The 17,426-nt window shown below is 70.0% G+C and carries 12 protein-coding genes; 8 read left to right on the top strand and 4 right to left on the bottom strand.

The genetic code is table 11. From position 1 onward, the window contains the following. Positions 1-218: 218 nt before the first annotated feature. A complete protein-coding gene (gene paaZ, locus BT98_RS0121445) occupies positions 219-2,255 on the top strand; it encodes a phenylacetic acid degradation bifunctional protein PaaZ (RefSeq protein WP_019462226.1) in 2,037 nt (678 codons plus the stop codon). Between the two features lie 399 nt (positions 2,256-2,654). Here paaZ and BT98_RS0121440 read toward each other — a convergent pair whose 3' ends face one another. From BT98_RS0121440 to rfbF, 4 genes are all read right to left on the bottom strand, one after another. Continuing rightward, the gene (locus tag BT98_RS0121440; protein WP_019462227.1) at positions 2,655-3,704 is read right to left on the bottom strand and encodes an NAD-dependent epimerase/dehydratase family protein; all 1,050 of its coding nucleotides are present in this window, start codon (positions 3,702-3,704) and stop codon (positions 2,655-2,657) included. 109 nt (positions 3,705-3,813) lie between these two features. After that, positions 3,814-4,824, bottom strand: a complete 1,011-nt coding sequence (locus BT98_RS0121435; RefSeq protein WP_019462228.1) for a glycosyltransferase family A protein — start codon at positions 4,822-4,824, stop codon at positions 3,814-3,816. A gap of 64 nt (positions 4,825-4,888) precedes the next feature. Further along, positions 4,889-6,148: a class I SAM-dependent methyltransferase gene (locus tag BT98_RS0121430; RefSeq protein ID WP_051004946.1), complete on the bottom strand. Its 1,260-nt coding sequence runs from the start codon at positions 6,146-6,148 to the stop codon at positions 4,889-4,891. A gap of 23 nt (positions 6,149-6,171) precedes the next feature. Beyond that, entirely contained in the window at positions 6,172-6,945 is a 774-nt protein-coding gene (gene rfbF, locus BT98_RS0121425) for a glucose-1-phosphate cytidylyltransferase (protein WP_019462230.1), read from the bottom strand. A 439-nt stretch (positions 6,946-7,384) separates the two neighbouring features. Here rfbF and BT98_RS0121420 point away from each other — a divergent pair, with 439 nt between their 5' ends. The 7 genes from BT98_RS0121420 to BT98_RS0121390 all read left to right on the top strand — a co-directional run bounded on the left by BT98_RS0121420 (position 7,385) and on the right by BT98_RS0121390 (position 17,425). Then, positions 7,385-8,383 carry a 2-hydroxyacid dehydrogenase gene (locus BT98_RS0121420; RefSeq protein ID WP_019462231.1) on the top strand — a complete coding sequence of 333 codons (999 nt, stop codon included), beginning with the start codon at positions 7,385-7,387 and terminating at the stop codon, positions 8,381-8,383. 242 nt (positions 8,384-8,625) lie between these two features. Beyond that, positions 8,626-12,084, top strand: coding sequence for a transglutaminase family protein (locus BT98_RS0121415; protein WP_019462232.1), 3,459 nt, complete (start codon positions 8,626-8,628; stop codon positions 12,082-12,084). Between the two features lie 537 nt (positions 12,085-12,621). Beyond that, entirely contained in the window at positions 12,622-13,695 is a 1,074-nt protein-coding gene (locus BT98_RS0121410; RefSeq protein ID WP_019462233.1) for a YncE family protein, read from the top strand. Positions 13,696-13,711: 16 nt separating this feature from the next. Then, positions 13,712-14,887 (top strand): isochorismate synthase, encoded by a 1,176-nt coding sequence (locus BT98_RS0121405; protein WP_019462234.1) that lies wholly within the window; start codon positions 13,712-13,714, stop codon positions 14,885-14,887. Then, positions 14,884-16,530, top strand: a complete 1,647-nt coding sequence (locus BT98_RS0121400; protein WP_019462235.1) for a (2,3-dihydroxybenzoyl)adenylate synthase — start codon at positions 14,884-14,886, stop codon at positions 16,528-16,530. Before BT98_RS0121405 ends, BT98_RS0121400 begins: the two co-directional genes overlap by 4 nt. Beyond that, positions 16,530-17,174: an isochorismatase family protein gene (locus tag BT98_RS0121395; protein ID WP_019462236.1), complete on the top strand. Its 645-nt coding sequence runs from the start codon at positions 16,530-16,532 to the stop codon at positions 17,172-17,174. The genes BT98_RS0121400 and BT98_RS0121395 overlap by 1 nt, the downstream gene beginning before the upstream one ends. Beyond that, a complete protein-coding gene (locus tag BT98_RS0121390; RefSeq protein ID WP_019462237.1) occupies positions 17,171-17,425 on the top strand; it encodes a phosphopantetheine-binding protein in 255 nt (84 codons plus the stop codon). Before BT98_RS0121395 ends, BT98_RS0121390 begins: the two co-directional genes overlap by 4 nt. Position 17,426: the final 1 nt, after the last annotated feature.

Below are 17,426 nucleotides of genomic sequence, written 5' to 3'. Positions count from 1 at the left end.
CCCCCGGCGCCTGTCTCCTGTCAATGACGGATCGCGTGCTGGCTGATCTCGTGCTGTGCGGTGCAGCAGAGGAACTCCCGAGGAAAAGCTTGCATTGACCGTCCGGACGGTCAAATAATTTTCGCCATCCCCATCGCACTGCCGGAACCGCCAGGCCAGGGAAAGGGCCCGCAGAGCCCGGAACGACGGGATGTACCCAGGGGAAGGAAACCGTGCCGATGCCGCTCACCCTCCGCAGCTATGCCCAGGACCGCTGGATCGCCCCCTCTGGCCCGGGTGCCGAGATCCGCGGCGCCGTTGATGGCCGGGTGGTGGCCACGGCCTCCAGCGCGGGCCTGGATTTCGCCGCCATGGCCCGCCATGCGCGGGAGGCGGGCGGCCCCGCCCTGCGCCGCCTGGGCTTCCATGCGCGGGCGGAGATGCTGAAGCGCCTCGCCACCTTCCTCGGCGACCGCAAGGAGGCGTTCTACGAGCTCTCCTTCGACACGGGCGCGACACGGCGCGACAGCCTGATCGACATCGACGGCGGCATCGGCACGCTCTTCGCCTATGCCTCGCGCGGCCGCCGCGAGCTTCCCGCCGGACGCTTCGTGGTGGAGGGCGAGGTCGAGAGGCTTTCGCGCAACGGCAGCTTCGCCGGGCTGCACATCCTGTCGCCGCTGCAGGGCGTGGCGGTGCATGTGAACGCCTTCAACTTCCCCTGTTGGGGCATGCTGGAGAAGCTGGCGCCCGCGATCCTGGCCGGCATGCCGGTGATCGCCAAGCCGGCCACCGCCACCGCCTATGTCGCCCATGCGGTGGCGGAGGCGATCGTGGCATCCGGCCTCCTGCCGCCGGGCGCCTTCCAGTTCGTGGCCGGCGGCACGGGCGACCTGCTGGACCATCTGACGGGGCAGGACCTGCTCTCCTTCACCGGCTCCGCCGCCACCTCGGTGAAGCTGCGCGACAACCCGGCGGTGTCGCGCAACGCGGTGCGCTTCGTGGCGGAGCGGGACTCGCTGAACGCCGCCATCCTCGGCCCCGACGCGACGCCGGAAACACCGGAATTCGACCTCTTCGTGAAGGAGGTGGTGCGCGAGATGACGGCCAAGGCCGGGCAGAAGTGCACCGCCATCCGCCGTATCCTGGTGCCGCGCGAAAGGGTCGGGGCGGTGGCGGAGGCGCTCGCCGCCCGGCTGGGCAAGGTCACCGTCGGCGATCCGCGGCGCGACGACGTGCGCATGGGGCCGCTCGCCAGCCTGGACCAGCGCCGCGACGTGCGCGCGGCGGTGGCGCGCCTCCGGGCCGAGGCGACGATCCTTTGCGGCGATCCGGACCATTGCGAGGTGCTGGGCGGCGATGCGGAGAAGGGCGCCTTCATGGCCCCGGTGCTGCTCCATTGCGAGCACCCGTTGCAGGCCAGCCTGGTTCATGAGCTGGAAGCCTTCGGCCCCGTGGCGACGCTGATGCCCTATGACGGGGTGGAGGAAGCCGTCGCCCTGGCAAGGCGCGGCGAGGGCAGCCTGGTGGCTTCCGCCTTCTCCTACGACCCCACGGTGACGGCGGAGCTGGTGGCGGGGCTGGCGCCCTATCACGGCCGCCTCTTCCTGCTCGACCGCGACAGCGCGGCGGAATCCACGGGCCATGGCTCGCCCTTGCCGGCGCTGGTGCATGGCGGCCCCGGCCGCGCGGGCGGCGGCGAGGAGATGGGCGGCCTGCGCGGCGTCTTCCACCACATGCAGCGCACGGCGCTCCAGGCCTCGCCCGCCAAGCTCGCCGCGCTGGGCGAGGGATGGATCAAGGGCGCGCCCACGCGCATCCCGGAATCCCATCCCTTCCGCCTGGACTACGACGCGCTTTCCGTCGGCGACACGGTGGAAACCGGGCCGCGCACCATCACGCTGGCGGATATCGAGCACTTCGCCGCATTCACCGGCGACAACTTCTACGCCCATATGGACGAGGCGGCGGCGAAGGCGAACCCCTTCTTCCCCGGCCGCGTCGCGCATGGCTACCTGATCCTGAGCTTCGCCGCCGGGCTCTTCGTCGATCCTGCCCCCGGGCCGCTCCTCGCCAATTACGGGCTGGACCGGCTGCGCTTCCTCAAGCCCGTCTCGCCCGGGGATTCGATCCGCGTGCGGCTGACCGTGCAGCGGAAGAACCCCGCGCGGAAGCCGGAATACGGCGAGGTGCGCTGGGATGTGGAGGTCTTCAACCAGGAGGACGAGACGGTGGCGCGCTACGAACTCCTGACCATGAGCGCGCGGATGCCGTGAGCGCGAAGGATGGCTCGCCGGTGCGGCGGTGTGTTGGGGGCAAGTCGCTGCCTCGCCCCGGCACTCCCTCCTCGGTCCCTACTTCGCCAGGACACGGCGTGCCCTGGTCCCGGTTCGTTGGCGCCTGCTGACACCGGATCGCGCCGGAGGGCATGGCTCTCCGGCGGACTGCCGGCACCGCCAACGCTGACAAGGTGCCCAGTCTTCTTTCCGGGAGCCCCGCCTTTCCACCTGCTCCCAGGGATCAGGCCGCAGGCTGACTGCCGCCACGGGAACCCACGAAAGCTTGGGGTCCGGGGACCGGCTCCGGTCCCCGGCGGAGAGGGGGGCCGGGGTGAGAGGCGGCGCCTCTCCCCCGTGGGCCAGCCACGGGTGCGACGCCGCGGCCCGGCTTTGCGGCTACTGGCGGACCCAGCGGATATCCGGTGAAAGGCGCCCGCCGTCGATGTGGCGGGAAAGGGTGTGCAGCCGGATATAGGGCGAGCTGCGGAATTCCGGATCGTTGAACCCGATCCGGCGCAGGCCCTCAATCAGCCCGGCGATCGCCTCGTCCAGCGTCACCTGCGGCTGGTGCTGCGGCGCCAGCTCACGGAACAGGCCGAAATCCACGCGGTAGGAGCGACGGTCGGGCGGGGCGTCGGTGTTGATGCTCACCTGCGTGCCGGGAAGCTGCGCCGCGACTTCCTGCGCCAGGTCGCGAACCTGATAGTTCCACGGCTCGCTGCCGGCATTCACCACCAGGAACGGGCCGCCATTCTCCGGCTTGCGGGTGGCTGCCCATTCGATGGTGCGCGCCATGTCCTTCACATGGATCAGCGGGCGCCAGGGCGAGCCGTCGCTCAGCACCGTGATCCGGCCGGAGGTCAGGGCGCAGGCCACGAAGTCGTTCAGCACGAGGTCGAGGCGCAGCCGGTCCGACATGCCGCAGGCGGTGGCGAAGCGCAGGCAGGTGACGGTCATGTCGCCCGCGTCGAACTGGCGCAGCCCGTCCTCGGTGCCGACCTTGGAACGGGCATAGGCGGTCAGCGGGTCGGTGCTGTCGCCCTCACGCTTCGCGCCTTCCGAGGCCGCGCCATAGACGCTGCAGGAGGAGGCGAAGACGAAGTGCTTCACCCCGGCATCACGGGCGAGCTCCGCCATCTTCAGGCTGGCGCGGTAGTTGATGGCCTCGGTGGGCGCCTCGAAATTCTTGCCCATCGGGTCGTTGGACAGGGCGGAAAGGTGCACCACCGCATCCACACCCTTCAGCAGGATGGCGGGAAAGGCCCGCACGTCGCCGAAATGCTGCGCGTCCAGCAGCACCTCCGGTACGGCGTCGGGGGTGGTCAGGCAATGGGCGAACAGCCCGCTGTCGAAGCCGATGAGTTCGGCCTGCGGGAAACGCTGCCGCAAGTGCCGAACCAAGACAGGGCCGACATAGCCCATGTTGCCGGTGATCAGAATGCGCATCCTGGTCCTTGCCCCTGATGGAAGCTGCCATGCCCCGTGAGGAGGGGCGCCATGGAAACCGGGCCGGGCAGCACGGGCCGGGTCTCCTCCGTTGAAAGCCGCATCCGCTTCAGGCCCGTCGCGCGGTGCCGAAACGGCGCAAGTGCCGCACGCCCGGCAGGGCGGTCAGCACGAGGTGGTAGAGGGTCTTCGGCAGGTCCTGCCGCCAGGCGTAGTGCCCGGACAGGAGCACGCGCACCGCCTCGCGCCGCCGACGGCCCAGGGCATGCTCCAGCACCGCCTGGGGCGCGAGATCCCGCCAGAGCCGATCCCGGGCCTGGGCCTCGGCGGGCGACAGGTCGTGGAGGCTGGCGAGATGGTCATAGAGGCGCGCCACGACATCGCCGCTCATCCCGGTCTCCTGCCGCGCCGGGAGGCGGTGGAGGCTGGTCGGCCGGTCGATGAAGGAGAAGGCGTGGCCGCGATACGCCATGGCCAGCCGGATGCCGAAATCCGTGTCGCCCGCCAGCCCGACCTCGGACACGTCGCGGTAGCCGATCTGCCTCGCGACATCGCTGCGGATCAGGACGCCGTCGCGGGGGATCTGCCGCCACAGGGCGCAGACCAGCAGGTCATAGCGGGTCCCGGCCTCGGCGGCGATCCGCCGGTGGCGCCCGTTGTGGCGCGCCGTGTCCTCGGCAGAGAACTCGCCGGAGGCCAGGATGCAGTGCTGGAGGCCATAGGCGGCGACCACGTCCGGATTGGCGCGGTAGGCGGCGTCCAGCGCCGTGACGGCGCCGGGCAGCAGCGCGTCGTCGTCCTGCAGGATGACCAGCCTTTCGCCCCGCGCGTGGTCGATCAGCCGGTTCAGGCAGCCGTTGAGGTCGGTCGCCAGCCGGCTGCGGCAGTGGCGGAGGGTGATGCCGTCCGGCAAGGGCAGGGTGCGCAGCAGCCTGCCCACCTCGTCGCCCGGCGAAGCGTCGCAGACATCGATCTCCAGGGGGCGGTAATCCTGTTCCAGGCAGGAGCGCATCGCCTGGAGCAGCGAGGGCCGGCCGCGGGCCGGGATGCCGATGGTGATGAGACCGCTCATGTCCTGCACCTGCACCTGCACCTCCCGTCCCTCCGCTCCGTTCCGCACGCGATCCCTGCCTGTTTCCGGACATGCCATGGGCAGGCTCGCCGCCTGCCCATGGCTTCGGGCCTCAGAGGATCTTCAGCTCCGGGATCGGCACCACGAACTTCCCGCCCCATTCGCGGATCGCCGCCATCTGCTCGACGATCTCGTCCTTGAAGTTCCAGGGCAGGATCAGGACGTAGTCGGGCTTGGCGTCGAGGATCGCCTGTGGCGCCTTGATGGGGATCCGTACGCCCGGCAGGAGATGGCCCTGCTTGTGGTGGCTGCGGTCCACGGTGAAGGGGACCAGCTCCGGACCCACGCCGCAGTAGTTCAGCAGCGTGTTGCCCTTGGCCGGGGCGCCGTAGCCGGCGACGACCTTGCCCTCGGCCTTGGCCTGGATCAGGAAGCGCAGCAGATCGCACTTGATCTTGACCGTGCTGGCCGCGAAGGCGCGATAGGCGTCGAGGCCGTAGAGCCCGTAATCCTTCTCGGCATCGCGGATCTTCTGTACCGAGGGCAGCTCAGGAAGCGCCGTGTTCCCGGCATGGCGCGCGAAGACGCGCAGCGAGCCGCCATGCGTCGGCACTTCCTCGATGTCGAAGACGGCCAGCCCGTGATCCGCCAGCGCCCGCTCCACCGCCAGCAGCGAGAGGTAGGAGAAGTGCTCGTGGTAGATCGTGTCGAACTGGTTCTCCTGCATCAGCTTCAGCAGATGCGGGAACTCGAAGGTCACCACGCCGTCCGGCGCCAGGAGGATGCGGAAGCCCTCCAGGAAGTCGTGCATGTCGGGGACATGCGCCAGCACGTTGTTGGCGGCCATCTGCTTCGGCGCGTGGCCGGCGGCGCGCAGGCGACTGGCCGTCTCGGCGCCGAAGAAGGCGACCTCGGTCGGGATGCCCTTGGCGATCGCCTCCTGCGCCACGTTGGCGGCCGGATCGACGCCGAGCACCTTGATGCCCATCGCCTTGAAGTACTGCAGCAGGTAGCCGTCGTTGCTGGCGATCTCGACCACCAGCGAATCCGGCGTCAGGCCGAAGCGCTCGGTCATGCGCTTCGCATAGGTCTCCGCATGGCGCAGCCAGGCGTCGGAGAAGGAGGAGAAGTAGAGGTAGTCGCCGAAGATGGCCTGCGGCGTCTCGAACTCGGAAAGCTGCACCAGCTTGCACTCGTCGCAGACAAAGGCGTGCAGCGGGTAGAAGGGCTCCATCGCATAGGCACGGTCCGCCGGCACGAAGGAGTTCGCCAGCGGCGACATGTTGAGGTCGGAGAAGGTGGTGCGCAGCGGCGCGTTGCAGAGGCGGCAGCAGCCGGCCTTGGCCGCACCCGCGATAAGCTGTTCGGTCATCACGTTGTCCATCGTTGCGCTTCTCACCAGACCTTCCAGGGTGCCCGGCCGGTGGCCCAGAGCTCCTCCAGGTGCTTCTTGTCCTTCAGCGTGTCCATCGAGTACCAGAAGCCCATGTGCTTGTAGGCCATGAGCTCGCCATCGCGGGCCAGGCCCTCCATGGGGGTGCGTTCGAAGATCGTGCTATCGCCGTCCAGGTAGCGGAACACATCCGGCCCGAGCACGAAGAAGCCGCCATTGATCAGGTTGTTGTCGCCCAGCGGCTTCTCGCGGAACTGGGTCACGCGGTCGCCGTCGAGCTCCAGCGAGCCGAAGCGGGCGGGCGGCGGCACGGCGGTGACGGTGGCGTGGCGGCCATGGGCCTCGTGGAAGGCGACGGCCTGCCGGACGTCGAGGTCGGTGACGCCGTCGCCATAGGTCATGCAGAAGCTTTCGCCCTCCAGATGCTCGCGCACCCGGCGGAGGCGGCCGCCTGTCATGGTCTCGATGCCGGTATCGACCAGGGTGATCTTCCAGGGCTCCGCCGTGTGCCGCAGCATGGTGGTCGTGCCCGAGGTCAGGTCCACCGTCAGGTCCGAGGCATGCAGGTAGTAGTCGGCGAAGTACTGCTTGATCATGTGACCCTTGTAGCCGAGCGGGATCACGAATTCGGTGATCCCCGCCGCGGCATAGATCTTCATGATGTGCCAGAGGATCGGGCGGCCCCCTACCTCCACCATCGGCTTGGGACGGGTGTCGGTTTCTTCCATCAGGCGCGTGCCGTAGCCGCCTGACAGGATGACCGCTTTTCTGACCATGAACCGAACCTCTCTCGGAATTCGCGACGTTGCCCGGTGGAAGCGCCCCACCGGCGCGTTCCAGCTTCGTTGGACAAGCGATTTAAAGAGACGATACCGAGAGGCGAGCCAAAATTCTAGCCTGATTTGCGCTTCAACAACTTTTCCATGACCTAATCTCATAAATGACACGTTCTTCGCGGTTTCGTGATGGCTGCCGGAAGCATTCCGGGCCTGCTTTGCCGGGAAAATCGCCGGAACAGGCGGTTGGAACCGATTCGGCCACAACCTCGCCTTGCCGGCGCCCGCGTGGAGACCAACGCCACGCGAGCCATGTCGGCCCCACGAGGGCCGGTCCCGGCCGCTCGCCCTCCGGAAGGAACCGGGCCGGCAACGGCTTTTCCGGCTGGACTTCGCGGCGGTCCGTGACGACCCTACCGGCATCGCCGGGGAACCCGCCATGAAAGTCGCCGTGTTCAGTGCCAAGCGCTACGACCGGGTCCTGCTGACCGAGGCCAACCGCAGCCATGGCCACGCGCTGACCTTCCAGGAGGCGATGCTGGGGCCGGATACGGTTGTCCTGGCTGCCGGCTACCCGGCCGTCAGCGTCTTCGTGAACGACCAGGTGGATGCCGGGGTGCTCGCTGCCCTGGCCAGGGGCGGCACCCGGCTGGTTGCCACCCGCTCGACCGGCTTCAACCAGATCGACCTGGAGGCTGCCCGGGAACAAGGCATCCGAGTGGTCCGGGTGACAGTCTATTCACCCTATTCCGTGGCAGAGTTCGCGGTCGGCCTGCTGCTGACCCTGAACCGCCGCATCCACCGGGCCTACGAACGCACCCGCGGCGGCAATTTCGAGCTGGACGGGCTGATGGGCTTCGACCTGCACGGCCGCACCGTCGGGGTGATCGGCACCGGCAAGATCGGCAAGGTCTTCGCCGGGATCATGCGCGGCTTCGGCTGCACCGTCCTGGGCTACGACGCCTATCCCGCCCCGGAGTTCGAGGCGCTGGGCGGCCGCTATGTCCCGGTGGACCAGCTGATGCGGGAAAGCGACGTCATTTCCCTGCACTGCCCGCTGACACCCGAAACCCGCCATATCATCAACGAAGGCAGCCTGGCCGTGGTGAAGCCCGGGCTGATCCTGGTGAACACCAGCCGCGGCGGGCTGGTGGACACCAACGCGGCCATCGGCGCGCTGAAGAACGGCCTGCTGGGTGGCCTGGCCATCGATGTGTACGAGCAGGAGGCCGACCTGTTCTTCCGCGACCTGTCGAGCGACATCATCGCCGACGACGTGATCCAGCGCCTCGTCTCCTTCCCCAACGTGCTGCTGACCGGCCACCAGGCCTTCTTCACCCGCGAGGCGATCGGCACGATCTGCGCGACCACGCTGGACAGCATCAGCGCCTTCGAACGCGGCGAACCCCTGGTCAACGAGATCCGCGCCCCGGACTGAGGCGGCGGCCTTTCCTGGCTGCGTTGCGCTTCGAGCCCGCCTCCGGGGGGGAGAGGCGCCGCCTCTCCCCCCGGCCCCGCCACTCCGCCGGGGACCGAGCCGGCCCCCGGGCCCCGGGCCTCGGACCCCGGGACAGCGCAACGCCGGAGGCTTGGTGCCCAGGGCATCCGCCGGGTCCGTTTCTTGCTGTGCGGTGGAAGTCTGCTACAGCCTCTTTCCGAGGCCGCACCGAGAGACCGTCCATGACGCTGCACGTCGCGCTGAACCACCGCACGTCCTACCGCTATGACAGGCCAGTCAATCTCGGCCCCCAGACCATCCGCCTGCGGCCGGCGCCGCATGCGCGCACGCCGATCGTCTCCTACAACCTGACGGTCGAGCCCAAGCCGCATTTCATCAACTGGATGCAGGACCCGTCGGGCAATTTCCAGGCCCGGGTGGTCTTTCCGGAACGGGTCACGCATTTCGACGTGACGGTGGACCTCGTCGCCGACATGGCGACCATCAACCCCTTCGACTTCTTCCTGGAGCCCCAGGCCGAGACCTGGCCCTTTGCCTACGACCCGGTCCTGGCGGAGGAGCTGGCGCCCTATCGCCGCATGGACACGCCCGGGCCGCTGCTCCAGGCGCTGATCGACGGAGTGCCGAAGACCGAGCAGCGCACCGTGGACATGCTGGTGGGGCTGAACCAGAAGGTCCAGGGGCAGATCGCCTATATCGTGCGCATGGAGCCCGGTGTCTGGTCACCGGAGGAGACGCTGGGCCATGCCCGGGGCTCCTGCCGCGACAGTGCCTGGGTGCTGGTGCAGCTCCTGCGCAACCTGGGCTTCGCCGCCCGCTTCGTCTCCGGCTACCTGATCCAGCTCACCGCCGACGTGAAGTCCATCACCGGCCCCGCCGGGCCGGAGGCCGACTTCACCGACCTGCATGCCTGGTGCGAGGTCTATCTCCCCGGCGCCGGCTGGGTCGGCTTCGACGCGACCTCGGGCCTGATGGCCGGGGAGGGGCATATCCCGCTCGCCGCCACGCCGGAGCCTTCCTCGGCCGCGCCGATCAGCGGGCTGATCGAGAAGTGCGAGACCGTCTTCGACTTCTCCATGTCCGTGACCCGCGTGGCCGAGACGCCGCGCACCACCCGCCCCTACACCGAGGCGGCATGGCAGGGCATCCTCCAGGCGGGGCGGGAGGTGGACCGGCAGCTGGAGGCCGGCGGCGTGCGCCTGACCATGGGCGGCGAGCCGACCTTCATCGCCGCCGACGACATGGACGGCGCCGAATGGAACACCGACGCCCTGGGCCCGACCAAGCGCGCCTATGCCGGGCGGCTGATCCGTCGCCTGGCGGAGCTATGGTCGCCGGGCATGGTGCTGCAGCACACGGTGGGCAAGCACTATCCGGGCGAGCAGCTGCCGCGCTGGGCGCTGCACTGCCACTGGCGCAAGGACGGCGAGCCGGTCTGGACCGACCCCTCCCTGCTGGCATCGGATGACGACCGCGACGACGCCACCGCCGCGGATGCGAGGCGCTTCGGCCAGGCGCTGGCGGAGCGGTTGCAGGTGGACCCCTCGCTGGTCCAGGGCGCCCATGAGGACATCCACTACTACCTGTGGCGGGAGCACCGGCTGCCCGCCAATGTCATCGCCGAGGATGCGAAGCTCAAGGACCCGCTGGAGCGCGAACGCCTCGCCCGCGTCTATGGCCAGGGGCTGAACGCCGAGGCCGGCAGCGTGCTGCCGCTGCGCCGCATCGCGATGGACGGGGTGAAGCGCTGGCAGTCCGGCCGCTGGTTCATGCGCGGCGACCATATCTTCCTGGTGCCGGGCGACAGCTCCATCGGCTTCCGCCTGCCGCTGCAGAGCCTGCCCTGGGTCAGCGACGGCCGGCGGCCGCTGGAGGTGGAGCGCGACCCCTTCGCCCCGCTCGGCACCCTGCCGTCGCATCCGCGCCATGCCGGGCAGCCGGTGCAGCATGTCGGCCGCGGCGGCAATGGCGGCCCCGGCGCGGCGCCCTTCGGCCCGCTGGGCCAGCGCGTCGCCGGACCCGGTGGCGGCGACGGGCTGGAGGGGCCCTATGCCAGCGATCCCGGCCCGCTGCCGCGAACCCGCGGGCTTGGCCTCGGCGGCAATGGCAGCGGCAACGGCTACACGCCCCCGGCGGCGGACTGGCGGCCGGAGGTGGGACGCGAGGAGCCGGATGTCGTCCGCACCGCGCTCACCGTCGAGGCGCGCGGCGGCATCCTGCACGTCTTCTTCCCGCCGCTCACCGAGGCCGAGGACTGGCTCGACCTCTGCGCCGCCGTCGAGGACACCGCTGCCGAATTCGGCCGCAAGGTCTTCCTGGAAGGCTATCCGCCGCCGCGCGACCCGCGCCTGCTGTCCTTCTCCGTCACCCCGGACCCGGGCGTGATCGAGGTGAACGTGCATCCTTCGGCGAGCTGGAACGAGCATATCGAGCGTTCCGAGCAGCTCTACGAGGAGGCGCGGCAGATCGGGCTGATCGCCGAGAAGTTCCTGCTCGACGGCCGCCATGTCGGCACCGGCGGCGGCAACCACGTGGTGATGGGGGCCGAGCGCGCGGCGGACAGCCCCTTCCTGCGCCGGCCCGACCTGCTGAAGTCGATGCTGGGCTTCTGGCACAACCACCCCAGCCTCTCCTATCTTTTCAGCGGCCTCTTCATCGGCCCCTTCTCGCAGCACCCGCGCGTGGACGAGGCGCGGGAGGACAGCGTGAACGAGCTGGAGATCGCCTTCGGCGAGGTGTCGCGCGACCGGCCCACGCCGCCGTGGCTGACCGACCGGCTGTTCCGCAACATCCTCGCGGACATGACGGGCAACACGCACCGCACCGAGTTCTGCATCGACAAGATGTACGCGCCGGAAAGTTCCTCCGGCCGGCTCGGGCTGGTGGAGTACCGCGCGCTGGAGATGCCGCCGCACCACCAGATGTCGGCGGCGCAGATCCTGCTGATGCGGGCCTGCATCGCGGCCTTCTGGCAGCGCCCCTACGAGCGCCGGCTGGTCCGCTGGGGCACGCGGCTGCATGACGACTTCATGCTGCCGCATTTCGTGGAAGAGGATTTCCGCGACGCGCTGGAGGAGCTGCGCGGCCTTGGCGCGCCGCTCGACCTGGAGTGGTTCCGGCCGCATTTCGCGTTCCGCTTCCCGCAGATCGGCGAAGTCTCGCTGCGCGGCATGAACCTCGACCTGCGCTATGCCCTCGAACCCTGGCATTCCCTAGGCGAGGAACCCGGCATCGGCGGCACGGTGCGCTATGTGGACAGCTCGCCGGAACGGGTGCAGGCGCGCGTCAGCGGCTGGGTGGACGAACGCTTCATCCTGGCCTGCAACGGCCGCGCCGTGCCCCTCACCGCGACGGAGCGGCAGGGCGAGTATGTCGGCGGCGTGCGCTTCAAGGCCTGGAACCCGCCCTCCTCGCTGCATCCCACGGTGCGGGCGCAGTCGCCGCTGGTCTTCGACATCTACGACCGTTGGACCGGGCGTTCCCTGGGTGGGCTGACGCATCATGTCTCCCACCCCGGCGGCCGCAACTACGACACCCGGCCAGTCAATGCGAACGAGGCCGAGGCCCGCCGCCGCACCCGCTTCTTCGCCTTCGGCCATACGCCCGGGCCGATGGCGGAGCCGGTGCTCTCGGTCGGGCTGGAGCATCCGCGCACCCTGGACCTGCGCCGCCCGGTCTGACACACCCGTCCGCCTTACGCCGGGGGCGCGCCGGGGAGCCACGCTCTCCGGCGACTGCCAGTACCGCCAGCGCAGGCAGGGTGCTTTTCTTTCTTCTTCGGGAGCCCTGCGTCTCCACTTGCTCCCGGGAAGCAACCCTTCGGTCTGACGGCAGCCACGGAAACCGACTCAAGCCCGGGGTCCGGGGACCGGCTTCGGTCCCTGGCGGAGAGCGGGCTGGCGGGAGAGGCAGAGCCTCTCCCCAGGGGACCGATCAGGAAGCGGAACAGCCAGAGAGCCCGCCGCCCGCAGGATCACTTTCCCGGGTGGCACTTCCCGGACCGGCCCTGGTTCTGCCGCCAGGATCGACCCAGGGCGGGAGGGTTTCCATCAGGGCCCTTGTTAGTGCGAGTGGTTCTCATTAAAACGCGCCTCCGAGTGGATGGGCCCTCTTTCCGGGGCATGACCGGCCGCGAGCGAACGTGGGTCTGGGTTCATCCGCGCGCACAAGGGCCGACCTTACCGGTCGTCCATCAGGATCAGCGGACGGAACCACGCATGATGACGCACCCGACGACGCTTCCGGCTCCTTTCGGGCTTTCGCGGCGTTCCCTGCTGGGCCTGGTGACCTCGGCCGCCGTGATGAGCCGCATCGCCCCGGCCTTCGCCGCGCCGGCGATCGGCGGCAACCGCCGCATCGCGCCGGGCCTCTACGAGATCGTGGTGAACCCGACCACCAATCGCGTCTATGTCGCCGCGGCCGGCCAGCGGGGCGCCAACGACGCCAGCATCATGGTGCTGGATCCCGTGACGCTGGAGGCGAGCTCCGCCATCGAGCTGCGGGACGAGCCGGCCTTCGGCCTCGCGCTGAACAACAGGACGCAGACGCTCTACACCACCAACACCCGCAGCGGCTCCGTCTCCGCCATCGACCTGCGCGACAACAGCGCGGTGAAGATCAGCGAGGGCGAGGGTGCGCATCTGCGCCAGGTGCTGGTGGACGAGGACAGCAACACCGTCTACGCCTCCGCCTTCGGCGCGAAGGAGAAGCCCAGCGCGGTCTGGATCATCGACGGCGCGACGAAGAAGGTGGCCGGCACGGTTGGCGACCTGAAGGGCGGCATCTCCGGCCTGGCGCTGGACAAGGCGGGCAAGCGCCTCTTCGCCGCGGCCATGGGAGATAACGAGATCGTCGAGATCGACCTCGCCGGCCGCGCCGTGAAGCGCCGCTTCGCCTCCGGCGGCGAGAGGCCGGCCAACCTCGTCTTCGATGCCGCCAATGGCCGCCTGCTGGTCACCAACCAGGGCAGCGGCGACGTGACCGTGCTGAACGCCGCGGACGGCAAGCTGCTGAACACCGTCAAGACCGGCGAGGGAGCGCTGGGCATCACCCTGTCGCCCAACAACGGCCTGATCTATGTCGCCAACCGCGGCGCTGGTACGGTCAGCGTGATCGACGGCAAGAGCCTGTCGGTGCTCGCCAGCCTCGCCACCGGCACGCATCCCAACACGGTCGCCGTCGATCCGCGCACCAACTTTGCCTATGTCACCAACAAGGCGAAGATGTCGCCGCGCGGCCAGCCGCCGGTCGAGGACCCGAACGGCGACACCGTCACCATCATCAAGCCCTGAGCGGCGGGGACGGGTGATGGGGGACGGATCGATCCCGGCGGAGGGCGGGGCTTCCCCGTCCGCCGCCTCCGCTGGGCGGGCCACGGGCTTCGCCTTCCTGTCCGGGCGGCGGCGCCTGCGGGGGGACGGGATGGCCGGCCTGTTGCCGCGCGGCCCGGCGGCGACGCTGGGCGAGCGCGTGCGCGGCTTCTTCCGTGCGCAGCCGGAGGCCCCGCTGCTGGCCGGCGCGCTGCCTTTCGACCGCGCCGCCCCGGACTACCTGACCGCGCCCCGGCGGGTGGCGGAACCCGCCGGGGCTGCCGCCCCGCCCGACGCGGTCGCCCCGCGCTGGTCCCTGCGTCCGGAGCCATCGGCGGCCGTCTATGCCGCCTCCGTCTCCCGCGCGCTGGAGGCCATGGCGGCGGAGCCTGCCCTGGCCAAGCTGGTCCTGTCGCGCCGCCTCCTCGCCACGGCGGACCGGGACATCGACCCGGAGGCCCTGCTGCGCCGGCTGGACACCGACCCGGCCGTCACCGCCTTCCTGGTGCCGCTGCCGCCCGCCGGGGGCGGCACGCCGCGCCTGTTGGCCGGAGCGACGCCGGAGCTGCTGGTCGCCCGCCGGGGCCGTGCCGTCCTGTCGCATCCCCTGGCCGGCTCCGCGCGGCGGGAGGCCGATCCGGCGGCCGACCGCGCCGCCGCCGAGGCGCTGGGCCGTTCGGGCAAGGACCGGCGGGAACATGCGCTGGTGGCGGAGTTCATCCTCGACATGCTGGGCCCGCATTGCCGGAACCTCGCCGCGCCGGAGGGCACCACCGTCACCGCCACCCGCAGCATGTGGCATCTCGGCACCCGCATCGAGGGCGAGCTGAAGGACCCCGATACCTCCGCCGCCGACCTCGCCGCGCTGCTGCACCCCACCCCCGCCGTCTGCGGCGTGCCGCGCGACCGGGCGGCGGAGCGCATCCAGGCGCTGGAAGGCCATGACCGGGACTTCTACGCCGGGGCGGTGGGCTGGTGCGACCGCGACGGGGATGGCGCCTGGCATGTCTCCATCCGCTGCGCCCAGATTGCCGGGAACCGGGCGCGGCTCTATGCCGGGGCCGGCATCGTGCCGGGCTCCGATCCGGAGGCCGAGGCGCGCGAGACCGCGGCCAAGTTCCGCGCCATGTTGAATGCCCTGGGCGTGCCGCCAGGGCAGGAGTTCGATGCATGATCCCCCCCGTGGCCCCCTTGCGCCAGGAATGGCCGGAGGCATTCGCCCGGCGCTACCGCGAGGCGGGCTACTGGCGCGGCGAGACCTTCCCCGGCTTTCTGCGCCAGCGCGCGGCGGAGCATCCGGACGCGGTGGCCATCGTGGACGGCGCACGGCACTGGACCTATCGCCATCTCTGGGAGCGGGCGGAGCGCCACGCGGCGGGCTTCCTGAGGCTGGGCCTGCGCCCCGGCGACCGGGTGGTGGTGCAGATCGGCAATGTCGCGGAGTTCTTCTCCGTGGTCTTCGGCCTGTTCCGCGCCGGGATGATCCCGGTCTATGCCCTGCCGGCGCACCGCATCACCGAGATCGCGCATTTCGCCCGCCGTGCCGAGGCACGGGGCTATGTCACCATGGAGCGGGCGGACGGCTTCGACTACCGCACCCTGGCGCGGGCGCTGCGCGCGGAAGTGCCGGCGGTGGGGCATGTGGTCATCATCGGCGCGGCGGAGGAATTCACCGCGCTGGAGGATTGCGTGGCCGAGCCGCGCGACGTGGTGGGCGGCCTGCCCGCCGATCCGGATCCGTCCTCGGTCGCCTTCCTGCAGATCTCCGGCGGCAGCACCGGGCTGTCGAAGCTGATCCCGCGCACGCATGACGACTACATCTACAGCTTTCGCGCCAGCAACGGGATCTGCGGCGTCACGGCGGAAAGCGTCTTCCTCGTGGCCCTGCCGGCGGCGCATAATTTTCCGATGAGCTCGCCCGGCCATATGGGCGCGCTCCATGCCGGCGCGCGGGTGGTGCTGAGCCCCAATCCGAGCCCCGAGACCGCCTTTCCGATCATCGCGCGGGAGCGTGTGACCATCACCGGCCTCGTGCCGCCGCTCGCGCTGCTCTGGATGCAGGCGGCGCCGAACACGAAGCACGACCTCGGCAGCCTCAAGGTGCTGCTGGTCGGCGGCGCGAAATTCACGCCGGAGGGGGCGAAGCGCGTGCGCGCCACGCTCGGCTGCACGCTGCAGCAGGTCTTCGGCATGGCGGAGGGGCTGGTGAACTACACCCGCCTCGACGATCCCGAGGAGATCATCGTCAACACCCAGGGCCGCCCGATCAGCCCGGATGACGAGGTGCTGATCGTGGACGATGCCGGCGAGCCGGTGCCGGAGGGCGAGCCCGGGCACCTGCTGACGCGCGGCCCCTATACGATCCGCGCCTACCACAACGACGACGCGGCGAATGCGCGCTCCTTCACCGGGGACGGCTACTACCGCACCGGCGATATCGTGCGCCGCCTGCCGGGCGGCTATCTGGAGGTGCAGGGCCGGGCGGGCGACCACATCAACCGCGCCGGCGAGAAGATTTCGGCCGAGGAGGTGGAGGACCATCTGCTGGCGCATCCGAACGTCTTCGACGCCGCCATCGTCTCCGTGCCTGACCCCTATCTGGGCGAGCGCATCTGCGCCTTCGTGATCCCGCAAGGGGAGAGGCCGAAGCCGGCGGCGCTGAAGGCCTGGATGCGGAGCCGCGGCATCGCCGATTTCAAGGTGCCGGACCAGGTCGTCTTCGTGGAACGCTTCGCCACCACCGCGGCGCTGAAGATCAGCCGCAAGGAGCTGCGCGCCCGGCTGCGCGCGCAGTTCCTGGAACAGCAGGAATCGTGATGTCGAGTGCCAAGGGCCTGCCGCGCATCCCCGCCTATCCGTTGCCGCGCGCGGAGGAGCTTCCCGCGCCGCGCGCGCCCTGGCGGCTGGAGCGCGACCGCGCCGCGCTGCTGGTGCATGACATGCAGCGCTATTTCGTCGGCCCCTTTACGCCCGACGAACCGCCGATCGAGCCGGTGCTGGCCAATATCCACGCCCTGGCCGCCAAGGCGCGCCGGGCCGGCATCCCCGTCTTCTACACGGCGCAGGAAGGCGACCAGGACCGGCGCGACCGCGGGCTGCAGGCCGATCTCTGGGGCCGGGGCATGAGCTGGTCGCAGGACCATCAGCCGATCCTGGACGAGCTGGCGCCGCAGCCGGACGATTTCGTGCTGGTGAAACATCGCTACAGCGCCTTCCAGCGCAGCAACCTGGAAACGCTGATGCGCGCGCGCGGCCGCGACCAGATCATCGTCTGCGGCATCTACGCGCATATCGGCTGCCTGCTGACGGCGGCGGAGGCCTTCATGCGCGATATCGAGCCCTTCTACGCCGCCGATGCGGTGGCCGATTTCTCGCGCGAGAAGCACGACATGGCGCTGCGCTACGTCGCCGATGTCTGCGGCGTGCCGATGACCACCACGCAGATCCTGGAGGTCCTGTGAGCCACGCCCCGCTGACCAGGGAGGGCATGCGCGCCGATATCGCGCGCCTGCTGCACGAGGACCCGTCGGAGATCGGCGATGATGACAGCCTGATCGACCTGGGCCTCGATTCCATGCGGGCGATGAACCTTCTCCTGCTCTGGAGCGAGCGCGGCCTGTCGCTGGATTTCGGCGAGTTCGCCGAGGAGCTGACGCTGAACACCTGGTGGGCGATCGTGGAGCGCCGCCAGAAGGCGCAGGCCGGGGGCTGAG

Origin of the sequence: Roseomonas mucosa ATCC BAA-692, assembly GCF_000622225.1 — a bacterium.
GTDB classification, from domain to species: Bacteria; Pseudomonadota; Alphaproteobacteria; order Acetobacterales; family Acetobacteraceae; genus Roseomonas; species Roseomonas mucosa.
Note: the sequence above shows the minus strand (reverse complement) of the source record. Positions and strands in the feature narration are given on the sequence as shown.